The organism is Klebsiella variicola (assembly GCF_000828055.2).
Taxonomy (GTDB): Bacteria; Pseudomonadota; Gammaproteobacteria; order Enterobacterales; family Enterobacteriaceae; genus Klebsiella; species Klebsiella variicola.
Genome location: NZ_CP010523.2, coordinates 1637048 through 1658216, shown reverse-complemented (window position 1 = coordinate 1658216; position 21169 = coordinate 1637048). Strand labels below are relative to the sequence as shown.

Sequence of the window (21169 nt, the reverse complement as noted above, 5' to 3'; positions counted from 1 at the left end):
GTGATTAATGGCTGACTGACAACAGCGGCTGGCCGGCTTCGACGGCGCTGGACGCCACCGTATCAATTTCCCGGTAGTCGTCGCTGTTGCTGATAATGATCGGGGTCGCCAGGTCGTAACCGGCATCCAGAATCGCCTGACGATCGAACTCGATCAGCAGATCGCCGGCCTGCACCCTGTCGCCCTCTTTGACATGTGCGGTAAACGGCACGCCGTCGAGTTTGACCGTGTCGATGCCGACGTGGATCAACAGCTCAATGCCGCTGTCGCTCTGCAGGCCGATGGCATGTTTAGTCTGAAACAGGGAAGCTACTTCGCCCGGGAATGGCGCAATCACTTGGCCCACCGCCGGGATAATGGCTACGCCTTTGCCGAGCAGGCCGCTGGCGAAGGTGCTATCCGGCACCTGCTCAAGGGCGATAACGCTGCCGCTCATCGGCGCCAGAATATCGTTTGCCGAGGCCGGGGCTACCGTCACGGCGCCCGGTGCAGCGCTGGCGCGCGGCATGCCGGCGAAGAAGGTCAGCACGCAGGCAAGCACGAAAGCCACGCCGGTGCCGATAAGCCCGCCCCAGACGCTGGCGTCAATCCCGCCAGGCGGGATCATCTGCGCCGGGAAAAAGATATTCGGCACACCGAACGAGTAAGCATGGCTATTACTGAAGGCAGTGATCGCCCCGCCGATGGCGCCGGCGATACAGCCGAAGATAAACGGACGACGCAGCGGCAGGGTCAGTCCGTAGATAGCCGGCTCGGTGATGCCAAACAGCCCGGCAGAGAAGGCGGAACCGGCCAGCATCCGCTGACGCGCATCGCGGGTGGCCAGCAAAATCCCCAGAACCGCCCCCACCTGGGCAATCACCGCCGGAAGAATAATCGGCAGCATGGAGTCGTGACCAAGTACCGTCATGTTGTTGATCATCAACGGCACCAGCCCCCAGTGCAGGCCAAAAATAACGCACACCTGCCACATGGCGCCCAGTACCGCGCCCGCCAGCCATGGGGCAAACGCATAAATGAACTGGTAGCCGTTGGCCAGCAGATGGCTCAGCCAGGTGGCGACCGGGCCAATCACCAGGAAGGTGAGCGGGACCACCACCGCCAGGCAGATCGCCGGGGTGAAGAAGTTTTTCATTGATGACGGCAACAGCGCGTTGCTCTTGCGCTCCAGCCAGCAGCAGACCCACGAGGCGAGAATAATCGGGATCACTGACGAGCTGTAGTTGATAAAGGTCACCGGGATGCCGAGAAAGTGCTCCACCGCCGCGCCCGGCGCCTGGCTGGCCTCAAAGGCCTGAATCATCAGCGGGTGGGTTAACGCCCCGCCAATCACCATCGAGATAAACGGGTTGCCGCCAAACTTCTTCCCGGCGGTATAGCCAAGAAACAGCGGGAAGAAAAAGAACAGCGCGTCGCTGGCGGCAAACCAGATTTTATAAGTCCCCTGCTCCGGCGTAAGCCAGCCGCAGGTCACCGCCAGCGCCAGCAGGCCTTTCAGCAGACCGGTCGCCGCCATCACGCCGATAAACGGTGTAAAAATGCCGGAAATGATGTCGATAAGCTGGCTTAACACCGATCCTTTGGCCGCTTTTTCCCCGGCAACCGGTTCGCTGTCATCGCTTAACCCCGCCTCCTGGCGCACCGCCAGCCAGACGTCGTGAACGTGGTTGCCAATCACCACCTGAAACTGGCCACCGCTTTCCACCACCATAATGACGCCCGGATTGGCCTTCAGCCCTTCAGCATCGGCTTTGCCGTTATCTTTCAGTTTAAAACGCAGACGTGTCGCACAGTGAACCAGACTCACAATGTTCTCTTTGCCGCCGACGCGGTTGAGAATATCCTGCGCGAGTGCTTTATATTCCATGCTCTTTTCCTTACTGCCGCTGCCCGCAGACAACCGGCGACTGAGTAGTAAAAAATAAAAAAACCCGAGAACCACGCCGGTGGGCGTCGCGCTCAGGTTTTGCCTGCATCATGCAGTAACAATCCAGTTTTGTTGGGGGGAATTAACGCCCCTCTTTTCTTACCCGTTCGATATGAATGGCAAGAAACATAATCTCTTCGGTGGTCAGCGACCGCTGATACTGCTTTTGCAGATGCGTCGCCACCGTTTCCGCACATTTCCACGCTTTAGCGTAGTTATCTTTCACCGCGCTGTGCAGCGAGACGTCGTCATCTTCCACCACCGTGCGCGTCAGCATCCGCTGGGCGAAGAACTTGAGATGAGTGACAAAGCGCTGATAGCTCAATGACTCTTCGTCATAGTTAAGCTGCAGCTGATACTTCACCAGCTGCAGGATCTCCTGCATCACCCGGGTCACGTGCATGACCTCCGGCATTTCGCTGTTGAGCTGCGCCGTCACCAGATGCAGGGCGATAAATCCGGCTTCATCCTCCGCCAGCTCCACACCAAGCCTTTTGGCAATAATGGCCCTTGCCTCCTGACCCAGCGCGAACTCCTTCGGATACAGCCGCTTAATCTCCCACAGCAGCACGTTACGCAGTGCGATGCCCTTTTTCTGCCGCTCGATAGCAAAATGACAGTGATCCGTTAATGTGATGTACAAACTTTCCTGTAGCTTGCCCAGCCGCCCGCGTGCCAGGTCGATAATGCGATCGCAGGTGGTCATCACTTCTAACGGTATCTGACTGAGTAACTCACCTAAGCGGCCTACCAGTTCATCGCTCTGTAAGGCGAAGACTTTTTCAATTTTACTGTCGTCCAGCACGTCGCCCGGGCGTTTCTGAAAGGCCAGCCCTCGCCCCATCACCACCTGTTCGCGCCGGTGCTCGTCAAGAACCACCACCACATTGTTATTGAGTACTTTGGCGATTTGCATATAGACCCCAGAAACAAAAAAACCTGACCCCCGACGAAACGCCAGGTGATCAGGTTTTGCCTGCCGCAGCAGTTGCAATCCAACACCCGCACTGTAACAACTTCTGCTGCGCGCTCAACCTGACAAGTGAAAAAACGTGATTAAGATCGCGACTATCAGAAAGTCACCACCGTTTTCCACTCCACCACCCATGCGTCCTGGGTCTGCGCGACGCCGCCCGGACGGTGCCAGTACTGCAGGCCCGGCTGCAGCTCCAGCCAGGAGACCGGGCGGAAGCGATAATAGAGCTCGCCGTTCAGCGAATGACCGGCCACCGGCTGGTAAGCCGGGTCGTTATAGTCGGTGGCGCCGCTGAGTTGATTCATATAGCGCTGGTTACGTGCGTAGTGGCTGCTCATGTCGATCCACGTCAGACCAAAGCCAATCCAGTCCTCCGGGCGGGCGTCAAACAGCCCGCGGTAGCGCATGGAGGCGGCGACGGCGGAGTGGATATAGTTACTGCGCTGGTCGCTGAGGCTGCCGCTCAGCGAGACGCTCATCCCCCGCAGCGGGTCGTCGGCGTGGCGGGTGATCTGCTGGTTCAGGCCGGCGTACATAAACCAGGTGCTGTCGTGCTCGGCGTAGCCTTGCGGATCGGTCGCCCCGGCGCCGCCGGATTTGCCGCTGTAGAGGTCGGTTTGCGGCGCGTTGGTCCAGACCACACCCAGGTTATAGGCTCCCGGCAGGCCATTCATCAGCGGACGGGTTTCGATCTCCATCGGCAGTAAAATGCCTTTGCTGCCCTTCGTCGACCCGCTCCAGGCGTGACTGCGCGCGGTAGCCTGCGGGTTTTGCTCCATCACCCCGCCTTTCAGGGTGACCGTCGGCGTCAGCTTGTACTCCAGGGTGGTGCCCCAGGTGTGGATGTTCCAGTTATTCCAGGTCAGCGAGTTGGCCGATTTCCCACCGCACTGGGTCAGTAGCTGAAAATCGCAGGGAATGATCTGGTCGAAAGTTTGCACCTTGTTCATCATGCCGATGCGCCAGGTCAGGCGACGGTCGTCAAAGCTGCGGGCAAAGGTCAGCCAGCCGAGGCGGGTGATCGACCCGCCGCCCCAACTCTCCTGCGACAGATCGTTGAAACTCACCCGCGGATCCTGCAGCCGTTTCGTGGTGAGGTTATCATCGTGGTTACGGTTGACGATGTTGCCTTCGAGACGCGCATCCGGTATGCCGGTCCAGCGCTCCAGATCCTGGGTAAAGGTCAGCGCCACCTGGTCAATATAGGCCAGGTGTTTATCATGGTCGTAACCGCCGCCGGCGTTGTAGGCCATCTCGTTAAGATACCCGAGATTATAATGAAAGCCGTTCTCTTCGAGGATCGGACGAATGCCCAGCATATCGCCCAGCAGCCCCTGCTGCCCGGCTTCGAACCCCAGCACGCTGCCGTTCCACGCCGGAGTTTCCGCGGCGCTCACGGCAGGCACCATTGCCGCCAGCGCCGCGCCGATCAAAAGCTGATTTATTTTTTTGTTATGCATTGTGATATCCACCGTGACTGAATAAAAACAAAGGGGATCCCCAGGCTATTTATTTACCTGTTTTCTTTTTTAAAAAATGAATGGCAAAGGGCGTCCGCCGGTAATAAAACCGCGACGATGCCAGAGAAAACGTTAATTACAACCTATTGTTTTACATAACCATTTTTTCACCATTGAATTTTAGCAAAAAAAAAAACCTAAGCACTTTCCGCCACGAATGACGAAAGTGCTTAGGTTTTGCCTGGGTTCAGTAGCAATCCTGAATTGATTGACCGCACATTATCACTTTATTCAACTCATGCCTACCAGCAATAGGCAGGCAAGTAATAATATGTGAAGCAAATAACAGTATGGTGTTTAATAGCGGGCGATGGCCGCCGCTATTTCAGCAGACGTTTGCAGGGCGCGAATTTCATTAAACAGGGTCAGCGCCTCACTATATTCCTTGCGTAAATAGCCTAACCATTGCTTAATTCTCGCCACATGATACAGACCGGTGTCGCCCTGCTTTTCCAGGCGGGTATATTTTTGCAACAGCTGAACCACCTGCGGCCACGGCATGCGCGGTTCGTTGTATTTGATCACCCGGCTGAGGTTCGGTACGTTGAGCGCCCCGCGGCCAATCATCACCGAATCGCAGCCGGTGACGGCCATACAATCCTGGGCGCTTTGCCAGTCCCAGATCTCGCCGTTGGCCACCACCGGAATGGTCAGACGCTGGCGGATCTCACCGATCGCCTGCCAGTTAATGCGTTCGGCTTTGTAGCCATCTTCTTTGGTGCGGCCGTGAACCACCAGCTCGCTGGCCCCGGCCTGCTGCACCGCATCGGCGATTTCGAAGCGCCGTTCGCCGCTGTCCCAGCCGAGTCGCACCTTGACGGTCACCGGCAGATGATCGGGAACCGCTTCGCGCATGGCTTTCGCACCGCGATAGATCAGCTCCGGATCTTTCAGCAGCGTCGCCCCGCCGCCGCTGCCGTTCACCAGCTTAGACGGACAGCCGCAGTTTAAATCCACCCCCCACGACCCCAGCTCCACCGCGCGGGCGGCGTTTTCCGCCAGCCACTCGGGATATTGTCCCAGCAGCTGGACGCGCACGCGGGTGCCGGACGGCGTGCGGCTCTGATGATGCAGTTCCGGGCACAGCCTGTAGAACGATTTTACCGGCAGCAGTTGATCCACCACGCGCAGAAATTCGGTGATGCACAGATCGTAATCGTTAACCTCGGTCAGCAGCTCGCGCACCAGCGAATCGAGCACGCCTTCCATCGGCGCCAGTAGAACACGCATATCGTTATCCGGAAAAAAAAGAGGCGCTATGGTAGCGCCTCCAGGCATTGGTGGAAAGCGCTCAATGCGTCCGGCCTGCCGTACGCCATTCCCCGTTCGGCGAATGCGGCAAAGCGAGGAGATAATCTCTATGCTTTACAGGAGTCTGCGGCGTCTCATGCCGCCTTTATTTGCCGCGCCTCGTTCAAAAAGGTAGCGTGGGACTCCATATACCCTAAGCTGCGAGCTGTCGGGTCCTGCCGGGAGAGGCTATTGTTCCCGTACGCTATCAGCGCTATGCGTAGAATTCATGATGTGATCGGTAGCACATTTTAGGGATTAATTGTATGATGAATGCACTTCATCAAGGGTTATTACCATGAGTAAATCGCTGACTATTATCTGGCAGTACCTGCGGGCCTTCGTCCTGATTTACGCCTGCTTATACGCCGGAATTTTTATCGCCGGACTGCTGCCCATCACTATCCCCGGCAGCATCATCGGCATGCTGATCCTCTTCGTGCTGCTGGCGCTGCAAATTATGCCGCCGCAGTGGGTCAATCCTGGCTGCAATATCCTGATCCGCTATATGGCGCTATTGTTCGTGCCCATCGGCGTCGGCGTGATGCAATACTGGGATCTGCTGCGCGCCCAGCTGGGGCCAGTCGTCATCTCCTGCGCCATCAGCACGCTGGTGGTGTTTGTGGTGGTGAGCTGGAGCTCTCACCTGGTGCATGGCGAACGTAAAGTGATTGGGCAAAAGGAAAAGAAAAATGATGCATGAAATCTGGTGGTCGCTGCCGCTAACCCTGATCGTCTTTTTTCTCGCCCGCAGGCTGGCCGCCCGCTTTAAGTTCCCGCTGCTCAACCCGCTGCTGGTGGCGATGGTAGTTATAATTCCGTTTCTGCTGCTGACCGGGATCTCCTATGAGCGTTATTTTGCCGGCAGCAAAGTCCTGAACGATCTGCTGCAGCCGGCGGTGGTCGCGCTGGCCTTTCCACTGTATGAGCAACTGCACCAGATCCGCGCGCGCTGGAAATCAATCATCACCATCTGCTTTATCGGCAGCTGCGTGGCGATGATCACCGGTACTACCGTCGCCCTGCTGATGGGCGCCACGCCGCAAATCGCCGCCTCTATTCTGCCTAAGTCAGTCACTACGCCAATTGCCATGGCGGTCAGCGGCAGCATCGGCGGTATTCCGGCTATCAGCGCCGTGTGCGTGATTTTTGTCGGCATCCTCGGCGCGGTATTCGGCCATACGCTGCTTAACCTGATGCGCATTCGCACCAAAGCGTCACGCGGCCTGTCAATGGGTACCGCCTCGCACGCCCTCGGCACTGCCCGCTGTGCGGAACTGGACTACCAGGAAGGGGCGTTTAGCTCGCTGGCGCTGGTGCTGTGCGGGATCATCACCTCGTTGATGGCACCGTTCTTATTTCCGCTGATCCTCGCGGTGGTGGGATAAATTGTGATTTAAATCACATTTTTTAATGCAACAAATCAAAGTTGCATAAACAATGAGATATTCATCACATATGAGACTGCTGGACGCCCGTACACTGGCTTCCCATTACATTGTTATGAGGCAACGCTATGCACTCACGTTTTCAAGCTGCTTTGACGACTCTGGCAGCAGACCTGCAGGCGGCCATCGCCCCGATGCTCGCCGACCCGCACTTCCCGGCGCTGCTCGAAGCCGATCAGGTGGCGACGCTGCAGCAGGCGACAGGTCTGGACGAAGACGCGCTGGCCTTTGCGCTACTGCCGCTTGCTGCCGCCTGCGCGCGCGCCGACCTTTCTCATTTTAACGTCGGGGCGATCGCCCGCGGCGTCAGCGGCCGCTGGTACTTTGGCGGCAATATGGAATTTCTCGGCGCGACCATGCAGCAGACCGTTCACGCCGAACAGAGCGCCATCAGCCACGCCTGGCTGCGCGGCGAGACCTCCCTGCGCGCTATTACGGTGAACTACACGCCGTGCGGCCATTGCCGTCAGTTTATGAACGAACTGAACAGCGGACTGGCGCTGCGCATTCATCTGCCGGGCCGCGAAGCGCATGCCCTGGAGCACTATCTGCCGGACGCCTTTGGTCCGAAAGATCTGGAGATCAAAACCCTGCTGATGGATGCACAGGACCATGGCTTCCCGGTGAGCGGCGATGCCCTGACCCAGGCAGCCATTCAGGCCGCCAACCGCTGCCATGCGCCCTACAGCCACTCGCCCTCCGGCGTGGCGCTGGAGCTGAAAGACGGCACCATTTTCAGCGGCAGCTATGCGGAAAACGCGGCGTTCAATCCGACGCTGCCGCCGCTGCAGGGGGCGCTGAATCTCCTGAGCCTCAACGGCTATGATTATCCCGCTATCCAGCGGGCAATCCTCGCGGAGAAAGCCGACGCGGCGCTGATCCAGTGGGATGCCACCGTCGCAACCCTGAAGGCGCTGGGCTGCCAGAATATCGAGCGCGTCCTGTTAGGTTGATCAGCCTGAGCAGATTGCCGGATGACGGTTTCGCCTTATCCGGCCGACCTGATATACCGTCGACCTGATATACCGAGATGTTGTCGGGTGGCGCTACGCTTACCCGACCTACGGTTCGCGCCATGGCGAGCTGAAGATCTCTATGCCGGGTGTCGGCTCACGCCTTACCCGACCTGCGTTCGGCGATCTGTCTATATTGCTGAAAATCCCCGCAATCAAACGCGGGTTTCTTGCGCTTACCCGGCGGGTAAAGTAGCCTGAAGACTCCGTTGTCTATTATTGAGCCAAGTTCATGTTAAAGCGTGTGTTCTACAGCCTGTTAGTCCTGCTCGGCCTGCTGCTGTTGACCGTGCTGGGCCTTGACCGCTGGATGAGCTGGAAAACCGCGCCCTATATCTATGATGAGCTGCAGGACCTGCCCTACCGTCAGGTCGGCGTGGTGCTGGGCACCGCCAAATATTACCGCACCGGCGTCATCAATCAGTATTACCGCTACCGCATCCAGGGCGCGCTGAACGCCTACAACAGCGGCAAGGTCAACTATCTGCTGCTGAGCGGCGATAATGCTCTGCAAAGCTACAATGAACCGATGACCATGCGTCGGGACCTGATTAAAGGCGGCGTCGATCCTGCCGATATCGTGCTGGACTATGCCGGCTTCCGTACGCTCGACTCGATTGTCCGCACCCGCAAAGTGTTCGATACCAACGACTTCATTATCATCACCCAGCGCTTCCACTGCGAACGGGCGCTGTTTATCGCCCTGCATATGGGGATCCAGGCCCAGTGCTACGCGGTGCCGTCGCCGAAGGATATGTGGAGCGTGCGGCTGCGCGAGTTCGGCGCCCGCTTTGGCGCGCTGGCGGACCTCTATATCTTCAAACGGGAACCGCGCTTTCTCGGCCCTCTCATCCCGATTCCGGCTCAACAGCATGACGTACCGGATGACGCCCAGTCCTACCCGGCAGTCACTCCGGAGCAGCTGCTGGAACTGCAGAAAAACACAAAACCCGCCAATGAGTGATATAAGATGCATTAATCATGCGATGCCAAAACAATGCGTATTATAAGTAACGTTAATTGCATGAATGCTCTTTAATGCGTAATATTTCACTCATCATCCTTTTTGGAGGGCGAGATGGAAACATTAACGGTACAAGCCTTTCTCAATGCGGAGTGGCAAGACATTGCGTTGATAAAATTCCCCGGTAGTGAGCAAGGGGACTGGTTTACAACACAAATCGACTATCTTACCGATTACGCCATCGACTTTCTGGAACGCGATGACTATCACGCCGTGTCGCTCAACCATCCCGTTTCGCTTTATTTTGAGGATCACGGAAATCCTGGATGGTTAAGATTTATAGACGATATCATTCCAAGCGGCGCCAGCCGACGTTACTGGGTTAACTTTTTAGATATCAGTGAACTTCCTCAGGGCCAGCAGAATTTCATCTTGCTCAAATTCGGCACGATGTCGCCAGTGGGAAATTTACGCATTAAAGACTCGGTGCCGGACTGGGATAGTCTGGCAAGCAGTAAAACGTTCTCTGTCACTGATGTCATGAATCGTGCCAGTGATTTTCTCGACTATGACCAGGAACGAGGAGCCGCAGCAGGAGGGGCTACATTATCCCTCTCTCTGGTTGCCGCGATTTGATATCAGAAGAGACGGTGATGGCCGGATAATGAGATTGGGAATGGAGTCAGTCTATTCTCTGTTACAAAAAGCGCCAGCGACGATACTTGATCATGAAACCACGTTGCGGATCCTAATCGAAAAGATCACATCCAGTAATATGGTAAGAGTACAGAATTATCGCTTTGATGTTCAAGGATTTATCATCGATTGGGTACGTCGAGACTTATTAAACATTATTTTTGGCAATAGTGATAACCATGGACGTAATACTGCATTTATGAAAGCAGATAATGAAATTATCCTTGCGCCAATCTACGATTTTGCACCAATGAAAGCCGACCCGGAAGGTATACCGCGCACGATGAAGTGGTCATTAGCCTGCGAATCAGGAGGCGAATATAACTTTGGCGCCATCGCACAAGCTTTGGCTGAATGGATCACCCCTGACACATTGCTTAATGCTTTAAGTGAAACCGCATCTCAACTCGTTGATTTACCATCCCGTCTTAAAGTACGCGGCGTTCCTGTTCAGATTCTGGAAATGCCATCAATTGGTTTTAAATTTATACCTGACAAACTCGCTCGCTGGGGGCTGTTATGAAGACCCTGAATAAAAAAGAAACAGAAATCCAAAATACCTTAGCCAGGCTGCGGGCGGATAACCCACCATCCCTACCCGCCACCGGGGTAACGGCTACGGAAAAAAAAGCTCGTTCAGAGATAAGCAGACAACGCGTCTCGGCTGGTTTAAAAAAAGTCAAAACGGTCGATCGTCAGGCGGTCATTCACGCCATTATCTATGACATCATGCTAGGCGCCATCAGCCAGGGAGAGGCCCTGAAAAAACTGAGAGTAGAAGTTCTGGGTTTACGCCAGGATGAATATGCCCGGCTAGTGGATGTCTCTCGTAAGACCTTATCTGATGTGGAAAATGATAAAGGCAATTATTCTGCCGAGATCATTAATAAAATCTATAAGCCGTTTGGCCTTGAAACAGGACTCGTCCCTATTTCTAAAACACTTATTTCTTCTCTATTTAAATAGTAAAAACCCGCGCCAGGCGCGGGTTTTTGATGCGTTCAATCTTATTTCTTACGGGCGTATTTCAGGGAGTCCAGCGCCACGGCGAAGATAATAATCGCCCCCTTAATAATGTACTGCCAGTAAGGGTTGACGCCGATATAGGTCAGGCCGTAGTTGATGACGGTGAAGATAATCACCCCTGTCACCACGCCGAATACGGTCCCTACCCCGCCGCTGAACGATACGCCGCCCACCACACAGGCGGCGATGGCGTCCAGTTCGTACATAAAGCCGAGGTTATTGGTCGCCGAGCCGATACGCCCGGCTTCCAGCAGGCCGCCGAAGGCGTAGAACACCCCGGAGAGGGCATAGATCATCAGCAGGTTCAACGCCACGTTAACCCCGGAGACTTTCGCCGCTTCCGGGTTACCGCCGATAGCGAAGATGTTTTTACCAAAGCGCGTCTTGTTCCACAGGATCCAGACAAAGAAGACGGCAATCAGCGCGTAGAAGGTAATGTAGGACAGGCGGAACGAGCCCAGCGCCACAAACCCCTGGGCAAAATGGGAGAAGTGGCTGTCAAAACCGGAGATCGGCGACGCGCCCACGAAGTCGTAGTACAGCGAGTTAATGCCGTACACGATGATCATAGTGCCGAGGGTGGTAATAAACGGCGTCACGTTCAGGTAGGCGATGACGATCCCGTTAATCAGGCCGATGACCGCCCCGATGGCGCACACCAGCAGGATCACCAACGGGATCGGCATGGTCGCCATATCCGGGAACACCTTGTTGGCATTATCCACCGCCTGCAGCATGGTGGCGGCAATCACCGCCGCCAGTCCCACCTGACGGCCGGCGGAGAGGTCGGTCCCCTGCGTGACGATAAGTCCGGCCACGCCCAGGGCAATAATAATACGCACCGAAGACTGGGTCAGAATATTACTCAGGTTGAGCAGACTTAAAAATGTCGGATCCTGGAAAATAATAATGGCCAACAGGACCAGAAGGACGACATAGATCCCACCCTCTTTCAGGTAAGTGAGAAAACTCTTTTTATTTAACGCACTCATGTGAAGCCCCTGATCTTAAAGGTGCAATGACGCAAGACGCAGTATTTCGTTTTGCGTGGTGGTTTTAGTCTCTACAATGCCCGCGACAAGGCCATTGCTCATCACCAGAATGCGGTCGGTAATCCCCAGCAGTTCCGGCATTTCGGAAGAAATAATAATGATCCCTTTGTCTTTTTTAGCCAGCTCGGCAATCAGCTGGTAGATCTCGAATTTGGCGCCGACGTCGATACCGCGCGTTGGCTCATCCAGCATCAGGATCTCCGGCTGGGTCAGCAGCCAGCGGCCTATAATGACCTTTTGCTGGTTACCACCGGAAAGCGAACCGATCTGCGTATGCTGGCCGGGGGTTTTAACGCGCATCGAGTCAATAACCCACTGGGTGTCGCTCTTCATTCGCGAGTTATCCAGCAAGCCGATGCTGTTTTTATATTTCTTAATATTGGAGATCAGCGAGTTAAAACCGATATCCAGATAGGCATAAATCCCGGTGGAGCGCCGCTCCTCGGTCACCAGTGCAAAACCGTGGTTAATCGCCTCGTTGGCGCTGTGGTTGTTGATCTTCTTACCGTGCAGGGTGATGGTGCCGCTGGCCTTCTCACGGATCCCGAACAGGGTCTCCACGATGTCGGTGCGTTTAGCGCCTACCAGGCCGGCGATACCGAGAATTTCGCCCTTATGCAGATCAAAGGAGACATCGCGAATGGAGGGTTGACGCAGCGAGGTGAGATTGCGCACCTGGAGGATCACTTCTCCCGGGGTATTTTCGCGATCCGGAAAACGCTGGTTGAGCGAGCGCCCGACCATCATGGCGATAATCTTGTCCATATCCAGCCCTTCCAGCGGCTGGGTGGCGATCCACTGGCCGTCGCGCAGGATGGTTATTTCATCGCACAGCTGGAAAATTTCTTCCATTTTATGCGAGATATAGACGATACCGCAGCCGCGATCTTTCAGCTTGCGGATGATCTTAAACAGATGGTTGACCTCTTTTTCCGTCAGCGATGACGTCGGCTCGTCCATGATGACGATTTTGGCGTCATAGGAAAACGCCTTAGCGATCTCAATCATCTGCATCTGGGATACCGATAAGGTACCGACGCGGGCGCGCGGGTCGATATCAATATCCAGCTCATCAAAAATGGCCTTGGTATCCCGGTACATTTTGTCCTGATCGACAAACATGCCTTTGGTGGGATAGCGTCCGAGCCACATGTTATCCATGACTGAACGCTGTAAAACCAGGTTTAATTCCTGATGCACCATCGATATACCGTTTTCCAGGGCTTCTTTCGCCGAATGGAAATCGATCTCTTTTCCCTGAAAAAGAATGCTACCGGAATCTTTTTGATAGATCCCAAAAAGGCATTTTAATAATGTCGATTTGCCGGCGCCGTTCTCACCCATTAACGCATGAATGGAGTGCGGACGAACCTTCAGGTTGACATTATCAAGAGCCTTGACGCCAGGAAACGATTTGTTGATGTTGGTCATTTCCAACAAATATTCGCCTGACCGTTCGCTATTATTGCTGACCATAGTTATACCTGGCTGCGTTCATGCACGCCCCGTCCGGCGCAATAACGCCAGCAGGAGTCTGGTTCTGTATCAGGAATAATCGGGCGTGGTTAAACCACGCCCGCAACTCACATCACGATTACTTGCCGGTAAACTGGCTCAGGTTGTCTTTATCGACGCCCACGTACGGTACGCGAACAATCTTGTTGTCAATTTTCCAGTTGGTGCCCGCCGCGGCTTCTTTACCTTCCGCGAGGTTTTTCGCCAGATCGAAGGTCGCTTTCGCCTGGTTGTTGGCATCGTTCAGCACGGTACCGGCCATCGCACCGGATTTCACCAGCGCCAGCGCTTCTGGCAGGGCATCGACGCCAAACACCGGAATGCTGCTCTTGTTGTGCGCTTTCAGCGCTTCAACCGCGCCCATCGCCATGGCATCGTTGTTCGCGATCACTACTTCAATCTTGTTCGCATTCGGGCCGGAGAGCCAGGCGTCCATTTTGTCTTTCGCCTGCGCGGTATCCCACATGGCGGTATCCAGTTGCAGCTGCTGGGTCTTCAGACCTTTATCATTCAGCTCTTTGATAACGTAGGTGGTACGCGCTTCCGCATCCGGATGGCCCGGCTCGCCTTTCAGCAGGACGAACTGGATCTGGCCGTCTTTATTCAGATCCCAGTTCGGGTTGGCTTTCCAGTGCTTGGCGATCAGATCGCCCTGAATAATCCCCGACTCTTTCGAATCGGTACCGACGTAATAAGCCTTGTCATAACTATCCAGCGCTTTGCGGGAAGGCTCTTTGTTGAAGAACACCACAGGAATATTCTGCCCGCGCGCTTTTTCAATCACCGTTCCCGCTGCCGCCGGGTCAACCAGGTTAATCGCCAGCGCCTTCACGCCTTTCGCCAACAGCACGTCAATTTGATCGTTTTGTTTCGACTGGTCGTTCTGCGAGTCATTCATCAGCAGCTGGACGTCAGGCGCGGATTTGCCATCTTTTTCAATTGCCTTACGCACCACCGACATAAAGTTGTCGTCATATTTATAAATCGTCACGCCGATACGGGTATCTGCTGCGTGTGCGGCGGCGCCAAATAAAAGACCAGCCATTACAGCAGACAGGGTAAACACCTTCTTATTCATGGAATCTCCGGTTTTATTATGCAGGGTCATTATTGTGAAAAAGTGCGGGCGGGGTTTGTTGCATTAGTGTTACCGCACAACGCATTTCACGACGAAAATTCGGTCTTCCGTGTCGGGTAACGCTCCAGAAAAATACGACTCTAAAACTCGTTTAACGCCTTGTTCCTACTTAAAAAAGTGAGGATAACCCATCACCTCGTGGTTCAGACTGGTAAACGCTGCCATCATAATCAGGCGAATGTTAATATACTGTGAATTTACTCACAAATTGAAAGCGGTTACATCCCATCACCGCTTCAGTTAGTGATCGGCCCCACAGTTTGCCGCTGGGCAACGGAATGACGGCGCACCAGCGTCGGCATAAAGCAGTGCGTTGCCTCGCGATCCAGCTTGCCGGCCGCCCCCAGCAGCGCCAGCTCGGTGGCCAGCTTTGCCATCGACATTACCGGATAGCGCACGGTAGTGAGTTGAGGATCGGTGTAACGGGAAATAGGAATATCATCAAAGCCAATCAGCGACAGATGCTGCGGCACGACAATGCCGTTGTCCTTCAGGGTCGTCAGCGCGCCGGCCGCCATGCTGTCGTTATAGGCAAACACCGCGGTGAGACCGAGATTGCGCCCCAGCAGTTCGACCATCGCCGCCTCGCCGCCCTGCATATCCGGGGAGCCAGAACCGACCCAGCTGTCCGGGGCGATGATGCCCTGCTCCTGCAGCGCTTTGCTCCACCCTTCCCGACGCATATCGTCATCTTCAATGCCGTGGTTTGAGGAGAGATAGCCGATGCGCTGGTGACCCTGATTGAGCAGCATGCGGGTGGCCATCAGCGCGCCGCTGACGTTGTCGAGCCCGACGCAGCGATGGGCAAAGCCTGGCACAATGCGGTTGATCAGCACCATTCCCGGGATATGTTGCATAAAGTCGCTCAGTTCATCATCGCTGAGCGCTTTCGAATGGACAATCAGCGCCGAGCAGCGCTGGCGGATCAGCACCTCGATGGCGTGGCGCTCTTTTTCCGCCTCGTGATAGCTGTTGCCGATCAGCACATACTTCTGATGCTGCTGGGCGACGGTATCCACCGCTTTCACCAGCGCGCCGAAGAAGGCGTCGGAGACGTCCATCACCACCACGCCGATGGTATCGCTCACCTGGGTGGCCAGCGCCTGAGCGTTGGCGTTGGGTCGGTAGCCCAGTTGGGTCACCGCTTTCATCACGGCGTCGCGCGTATCCGGACTCACCAGCGCGCTGTTGTTCAGCACCCGCGACACGGTGGCCACGGATACACCCGCCTGGCGGGCGACATCACGAATGGTGATCATACTCAGCGACCTTAAGAGAATTACAGCACGTCACATTCACCTCCTGTGCTCAGCAAGGAGGCTATTCTGGCAGCGACCCGCGGTCCGCTACGTGAGTGAGGTCACACGGCTGGAAACGTTTACATCCGTTTTGTTAATGATTGTGATCGAGATCGTTATCTGGATGTGTCTTTCAATGATGTGCCTGACGCACGCAGGGTTAACTGACGCCACAGCCATTCCACCGGCCCCTGGCGGAAGCGGCGCAGCCACAGCGATGAGACAAGGAGGTTAACAGCCCAGATGGGGGGAACAAAGGCCAGCAGCTGCAGACGATCGAAGCGCATAAACAGCCCGAGATGATAAAACAGGGTGGTGCAGATCAGGGTCTGCAGCAGGTAGTTGGTCAGCGCCATGCGTCCGACGCAGGCGATAGCGCCCACCAGGCGGAAACGGCACAGCTGCGGCCAGTAGCCCCAGGCCAGCGAGGCATAGCCGATCGCCTGTAAGGGGGCGCTCAGTTCGCGCGGCGCCTGCAGCAAAAACGCGCACCAGCGATAGTCCCAGGCCAGATACCACTGGGCGAATATTGCCGGCAGATTTACCGCCATGCCGGCCACCACCAGCAGGGCACCCGTGCGCCGGTAGTGACGCAGGCTGAACTGCCCTTTGAGCCAGCCGCTGCGCATTAGCGCCGCGCCCATCAGCATCATCCCCGCCAGCTGCCAGCCATACTGGGCGCCCAGCGCCAGCAGATTGTCCGATAGCATATCCGCCCGGTTGCTGACCGCCTCCATGCCGCCGTGCAGCTTCCAGTACTGCTCATACTGCAGGTTCGCCGCATCCGGCACCCAGGAGCGATTCGCCGCCGTCCCGGAGATGACTCCCAGCAGGACCAGCACCGCAATGCCGATGAGGTAGAGCACCACCCCGGTATTGAACAGCGATTTGACATGGTGCGCCTCACGCACCATGCGCCAGCTCACCAGCCCCACCAGGGCGTAGGCCAGCAGAATGTCGCCATCCCAGAAAAAAAGACCGTGAATGAAACCGAGCAGCGCCAGCAGCGTCAGCCGCGACTGGATCCAGCGCTTCCCTCGCGGGAGCAATAGCTGCAGACCGGCGCCAAACAGCAACGCGAACAGGGTGAGAAACTTCACCTGCGCCAGCAGGTCGAGGAGTGCCCACGTCCAGGCATCGCTGAGGGTCGCGTTTCCTGACCAGGCGGGATTGAGGTAAGCGGCCTTCGGCAAGCCGAAGGCGCTGATATTGAGAAGCAGGATACCGAGGATGGCGACGCCGCGGACAAAGTCCAGCGTGACATTTCTCTCCATGTACCCTGCTCCGTTTTAGTTGTGGTGACGTACTGCGCGCAGGAATTCCTGGCGGGTATTCTGGCTGGATTTAAACAGGCCGCCGAGAGAGGTGGTGGTGGTGGCGCTGGTCGCATCGCGAATGCCGCGCGCCTTCACGCAGTAATGCACCGCGTCAATGGATACCGCCACGTTGCTGGTGCCGAGCAGCGTCTGCAGCGCGATCAGGATCTGCTGGGTCAGACGCTCCTGGACCTGCGGACGCTGGGCGAAAAACTGCACGATGCGGTTGATTTTCGACAGGCCGATCACCGCATCTTTCGGGATATAGGCTACTGTCGCTTTACCATCGATGGTGACGAAATGGTGTTCGCAGGTGCTGGTCAGGGTGATATCGCGCACGGTCACCATTTCATCAACCTTCATTTTGTTTTCAATGACGGTGATTTTCGGGAAGCGGGAGTAATCCAGCCCGGAGAAGATCTCATCGACATACATTTTGGCGATGCGATGCGGGGTCTCCATCAGACTGTCATCACTCAGATCCAGATTCAGCAGTTGCATAATCTCGGTCATATGACCGGTAATCAAACGCTTGCGTGTTTCGTTATCAATTTCTTGTACTGGCGCACGCATCGGCGTCTCCAGCCCACGAGCGACCAGCGCTTCATGAACGAGGACGGCTTCTTTACTCAGTGATGACATTTGGGTTTCTCCTGCAGGTGTGGCGCTCTTTGCTTTTTCTGGGGGCAAAGTTTGTATTCATTGTGCGTGAGGTGGCGCACAGAATCCAGTAGCCGTAACGATAATTATTGAAATTGGCGCTGCCTTTTATTAGGGCCTGAAGCCGCGCCTCAGGCGCGGCGCCAAATCCTTATCGCCGAATCCGGAATGATCTAACCGCTGTACGCATCCATAAGCGCCATCGCTACACCGGCATGTTGGCTATAAGTTGCATTAATGATGCAGTAAGTTCTCAAAAGGAGAAAGTGAAAGTTACTCACCGGCTAATGAAATATCTGTATTATGAACGTTTACGCGCACACCCCTTTCGAGGAGCCTTGCATGGAACTGCTTGAAGAGCATCGCTGTTTTGACGGTCGGCAACAACGCTGGCGTCATCACTCCCCTGTCCTGAACTGCGCCATGACGTTCAGCATTTTTTTACCGCCTGAGCGCGAAACGCCGCCGCCGGTACTGTACTGGCTGTCCGGGCTAACCTGTAACGACGAAAACTTTACCACCAAGGCGGGCGCCCAGCGCATTGCCGCTGAGCTGGGCATCGCGCTGGTGATGCCGGATACCAGCCCGCGCGGTGATGAGGTCGCCAACGATGATGGATACGATCTGGGGCAAGGCGCCGGCTTCTACCTGAATGCCACCGAGGCGCCGTGGGCGGCGCACTATCGGATGTATGATTATCTGCGCGATGAACTGCCCGCGCTGATCCGTAGCGAGTTTAGCGTCGGCGAACGCTGCGCCATCAGCGGCCATTCGATGGGCGGTCACGGCGCGCTGGTAATGGCGCTCAAAAATCCGGGCCGCTACGCCAGCGTCTCCGCCTTCGCGCCGATCGTCAATCCCGGCCAGGTGCCGTGGGGCAAGAAAGCGTTTACCGCCTATCTGGGCGCGGATGAATCGACATGGCAGTCGTGGGACAGCTGCGCGCTGATGCAGGCCAGCCAGCCGGCTGACGCCGTGCCGACGCTGATCGACCAGGGCGATAACGATCCGTTCCTCGCCGGGCAATTACAGCCAGCCGTACTGGCGGAAACCGCCCGCCAGAAGGCCTGGCCGTTAACGCTGCGTATCCAGCCTGGCTACGACCACAGCTATTACTTCATTGCCTCGTTTATTGAAGACCATCTGCGCTTCCATGCGCAGCATCTCTTTGCCTAAACGCCACTGCGCCGCGAAGCAGCTTCGCGGCGCATGCTCAGGCCCGCAGGCCACGTTTTAGTGCCGACGATCAGAAGCGATAATCCACCGCCATAAAGTAGCGACGGCCCTCTTCGGTATAGCTGTAGTCGTCCCGGCTCAGATCTTTATCACCCACGTTCTGCACCCCGGAGCGCAGTTTCACGTTTTTGGTCACCTGCCATGCCGCGCCAACGTCAAACAGGGTGTAGCCGCCCGGCGTTTTGCCGGTGGCGCTTACCGCGCGTTGCTGGCCGGTATAGTTGGCCGTCACGTAGAAGGACCAGTCGTCCAGCGGTTTCCAGTCAAGCGTGCCGTTGGCGGTATGGAACGGCAGCGTCTGCAGCGGTTTGTCGCCGCCATTGCTCAGATCGCGGCCATCGTTGTAGGTGTAGTTCATCGTCAGCTTCCACTCATCGCCAAACGGGATCTTCACCTCCGTCTCCACCCCTTTGATGCGGGCTTTGTTGACGTTGAAATAGCGGAAGATCGGCACGCGCTTGCCGTTGACGGTTTTCCAGCCGACAAAGTTCGGGTAGCCCGGCGCTTCGCTGGCGCTGGAGGTGCGCAGAACATCGATCATATCGTCGACATTATTCTGGAAGGTGGTGATGCTGCCTTCAACATCCTGCAGCCAGCCCTCTTCCCCACGGTAGTAGAGACCGAGCTCGAAGCTTTCACTGGTTTCCGGTTTCAGGTCCGGGTTACCGATGATGCTGCACGACCCGCGGCAGGAGTTGGTGGTCCAGTCGGGGTTAAGCTGCAGCAGCGACGGGGCTTTAAACGCCGTCGCCCAGCCGCCTTTGACGGTGACGGTATCGGTGGCGTTATACACCAGATAGGCGCGTGGGCTCCAGTGATCGCCATAGGTCTGATGGTCGTCCATACGAATGCCGGTGGTCAGCGCCAGCGGCTCGATGATGCGCCATTCGTCTTCGATAAACAGGGCGTACTGACTGGCGGAGGTCGACTGGCCGCCACTGCTCAGGTTGACCGGATCTTTGAGTTTATCGTGGCGCCATTCGCCGCCGAAGGTCACCAGCTGGTTAATCATGTCCAGCGGCAGGACATACTTGCCGTCGATGGCATTGCTTTCCGAGGTGATGGTCCCGTTCTGCCCCGGATTTTTGTTATCCACCTTTTCGCCGTAGAACTTGAGCTCGCTGTTACCCATATCCCAGCGGCCATTATGGCTCAGGGAGTAGTTCTCACGCTCAAGGCGGTTGCGGTCAAGGGAATCGGAATCACGATCCTGACGGTCAAAGCCATAGCCCGCCGTAAAATCATGGTTTTCGCCCGGCGTCCAGGCGAATTCAACATTGCCATCGCGGCTGGTGAAGCCCTCGATGCGCGGCGTCTCGCCGGTGGCGCTGCTGGAAGATTGCGGATCGTCCTTGGCGCGTTTTGCCAGGCTGCCGTAGGCCTTCATCCCGAGCACGCCGTCGATCAGCGGACCGCTGGTGAAGAACTGACCGTTCCAGGTATCGCCGCGATCGCGGTGTTCCTGAATGGTGGTATCGGCGCTCAGCGTCCCGGTCCATTTCTGGCCGATTTTTTTGGTAATAATGTTGACCACGCCGCCGAGCGCATCGGAACCGTAAAGGGAGGACATCGGGCCGCGCACCACCTCGATACGTTCGATGGCATCCACCGGGATCCAGTTCAGGTCGAAGTCATTGTGGCGGAAGACGGCGTTGCGGGAGTTGACGCGTTTCCCGTCGACGAGGATCAGGGTATAGCTGCTGCTCAGACCGCGAATGCTGACGCCCTTGCGGTTATCTCCTTCGTTAGTGAGCTGGACCCCAGGGACATCGCGCAGTACGTCTTTCAGGTTCTGGACGGGCTTACGTTGTAAATCCTGCTGGGTGATGACGCTGATGCTCGCCGGCGCGTCTTTGACGCTCTGTTCAGTGGCCGAGGCGGTCACCACCAGCGTTTCTTCATTTACATCGGCGAGAGCCGGAAACGCCAATGATACGACGGACGCAGACAATCCCGCCCGGATAAAAGGGTTTAACCTGAACATTCCAAATCTCCATGAGGTGTACAACCAAACAAACAAAAAGGTGCTGCTCACACGCGCTGGCGGCCTGTCGCTCTGTCGGCGACATGCTCGCGCTGTTTTCTCGTCGATGT

General features: G+C 56.2%; 18 protein-coding genes and 1 pseudogene. 8 read left to right on the top strand and 11 right to left on the bottom strand.

The window, feature by feature from the left end; translation table 11 throughout:
- Window positions 1–4: 4 nt before the first annotated feature.
- The 4 genes and pseudogenes from bglF to dusC form a co-directional block, all read right to left on the bottom strand.
- A pseudogene (gene bglF / locus SP68_RS07890) lies at window positions 5–1979 on the bottom strand (PTS beta-glucoside transporter subunit IIABC).
- Window positions 1980–2009: 30 nt separating this feature from the next.
- A complete protein-coding gene (gene bglG, locus SP68_RS07885) occupies window positions 2010–2843 on the bottom strand; it encodes a transcriptional antiterminator BglG (RefSeq protein WP_002912842.1) in 834 nt (277 codons plus the stop codon).
- A gap of 155 nt (window positions 2844–2998) precedes the next feature.
- Window positions 2999–4363, bottom strand: a complete 1365-nt coding sequence (locus SP68_RS07880) for a carbohydrate porin (RefSeq protein WP_012541037.1) — start codon at window positions 4361–4363, stop codon at window positions 2999–3001.
- Window positions 4364–4720: 357 nt separating this feature from the next.
- Complete coding sequence (dusC, locus tag SP68_RS07875; protein WP_012541036.1) at window positions 4721–5653, bottom strand: tRNA dihydrouridine(16) synthase DusC; 933 nt, start codon at window positions 5651–5653, stop codon at window positions 4721–4723.
- Window positions 5654–6011: 358 nt separating this feature from the next.
- Between dusC and SP68_RS07870 the strand changes: the two genes are divergently transcribed.
- The 7 genes from SP68_RS07870 (at window position 6012) to SP68_RS07840 (ending at window position 10800) form a co-directional block, all read left to right on the top strand.
- Complete coding sequence (locus tag SP68_RS07870) at window positions 6012–6416, top strand: CidA/LrgA family protein (RefSeq protein WP_004201620.1); 405 nt, start codon at window positions 6012–6014, stop codon at window positions 6414–6416.
- The gene (locus SP68_RS07865; RefSeq protein ID WP_008804035.1) at window positions 6406–7101 is read left to right on the top strand and encodes a CidB/LrgB family autolysis modulator; all 696 of its coding nucleotides are present in this window, start codon (window positions 6406–6408) and stop codon (window positions 7099–7101) included. The genes SP68_RS07870 and SP68_RS07865 overlap by 11 nt, the downstream gene beginning before the upstream one ends.
- 128 nt (window positions 7102–7229) lie before the next feature.
- Window positions 7230–8114, top strand: coding sequence for a cytidine deaminase (gene cdd, locus SP68_RS07860; protein ID WP_012541034.1), 885 nt, complete (start codon window positions 7230–7232; stop codon window positions 8112–8114).
- A gap of 292 nt (window positions 8115–8406) precedes the next feature.
- Window positions 8407–9138, top strand: coding sequence for an outer membrane permeability protein SanA (gene sanA, locus SP68_RS07855; RefSeq protein WP_008804033.1), 732 nt, complete (start codon window positions 8407–8409; stop codon window positions 9136–9138).
- 114 nt (window positions 9139–9252) lie between these two features.
- The gene (locus SP68_RS29195; protein WP_023340544.1) at window positions 9253–9774 is read left to right on the top strand and encodes a hypothetical protein; all 522 of its coding nucleotides are present in this window, start codon (window positions 9253–9255) and stop codon (window positions 9772–9774) included.
- Complete coding sequence (locus tag SP68_RS29190; RefSeq protein WP_223169293.1) at window positions 9707–10357, top strand: HipA domain-containing protein; 651 nt, start codon at window positions 9707–9709, stop codon at window positions 10355–10357. The genes SP68_RS29195 and SP68_RS29190 overlap by 68 nt, the downstream gene beginning before the upstream one ends.
- Window positions 10354–10800 carry a helix-turn-helix transcriptional regulator gene (locus tag SP68_RS07840; protein WP_040968744.1) on the top strand — a complete coding sequence of 149 codons (447 nt, stop codon included), beginning with the start codon at window positions 10354–10356 and terminating at the stop codon, window positions 10798–10800. Before SP68_RS29190 ends, SP68_RS07840 begins: the two co-directional genes overlap by 4 nt.
- A gap of 41 nt (window positions 10801–10841) precedes the next feature.
- Here SP68_RS07840 and mglC read toward each other — a convergent pair whose 3' ends face one another.
- From mglC to folE, 6 genes are all read right to left on the bottom strand, one after another.
- Window positions 10842–11852, bottom strand: a complete 1011-nt coding sequence (gene mglC, locus SP68_RS07835; protein WP_002912871.1) for a galactose/methyl galactoside ABC transporter permease MglC — start codon at window positions 11850–11852, stop codon at window positions 10842–10844.
- Between the two features lie 15 nt (window positions 11853–11867).
- Window positions 11868–13388, bottom strand: coding sequence for a galactose/methyl galactoside ABC transporter ATP-binding protein MglA (gene mglA / locus SP68_RS07830; protein ID WP_008804029.1), 1521 nt, complete (start codon window positions 13386–13388; stop codon window positions 11868–11870).
- Window positions 13389–13506: 118 nt separating this feature from the next.
- Window positions 13507–14505: a galactose/glucose ABC transporter substrate-binding protein MglB gene (gene mglB / locus SP68_RS07825; RefSeq protein ID WP_008804028.1), complete on the bottom strand. Its 999-nt coding sequence runs from the start codon at window positions 14503–14505 to the stop codon at window positions 13507–13509.
- A gap of 296 nt (window positions 14506–14801) precedes the next feature.
- The gene (gene galS / locus SP68_RS07820; RefSeq protein ID WP_012541032.1) at window positions 14802–15824 is read right to left on the bottom strand and encodes an HTH-type transcriptional regulator GalS; all 1023 of its coding nucleotides are present in this window, start codon (window positions 15822–15824) and stop codon (window positions 14802–14804) included.
- Window positions 15825–15979: 155 nt separating this feature from the next.
- Window positions 15980–17137 (bottom strand): DUF418 domain-containing protein YeiB, encoded by a 1158-nt coding sequence (yeiB, locus tag SP68_RS07815; RefSeq protein ID WP_040968745.1) that lies wholly within the window; start codon window positions 17135–17137, stop codon window positions 15980–15982.
- Window positions 17138–17152: 15 nt separating this feature from the next.
- Complete coding sequence (gene folE, locus SP68_RS07810; protein WP_008804025.1) at window positions 17153–17821, bottom strand: GTP cyclohydrolase I FolE; 669 nt, start codon at window positions 17819–17821, stop codon at window positions 17153–17155.
- Window positions 17822–18181: 360 nt separating this feature from the next.
- Here folE and fghA point away from each other — a divergent pair, with 360 nt between their 5' ends.
- Window positions 18182–19015 (top strand): S-formylglutathione hydrolase, encoded by an 834-nt coding sequence (fghA, locus tag SP68_RS07805; protein ID WP_008804024.1) that lies wholly within the window; start codon window positions 18182–18184, stop codon window positions 19013–19015.
- 70 nt (window positions 19016–19085) lie between these two features.
- Here fghA and cirA read toward each other — a convergent pair whose 3' ends face one another.
- Window positions 19086–21059, bottom strand: coding sequence for a catecholate siderophore receptor CirA (cirA, locus tag SP68_RS07800; RefSeq protein WP_016161549.1), 1974 nt, complete (start codon window positions 21057–21059; stop codon window positions 19086–19088).
- Window positions 21060–21169: the final 110 nt, after the last annotated feature.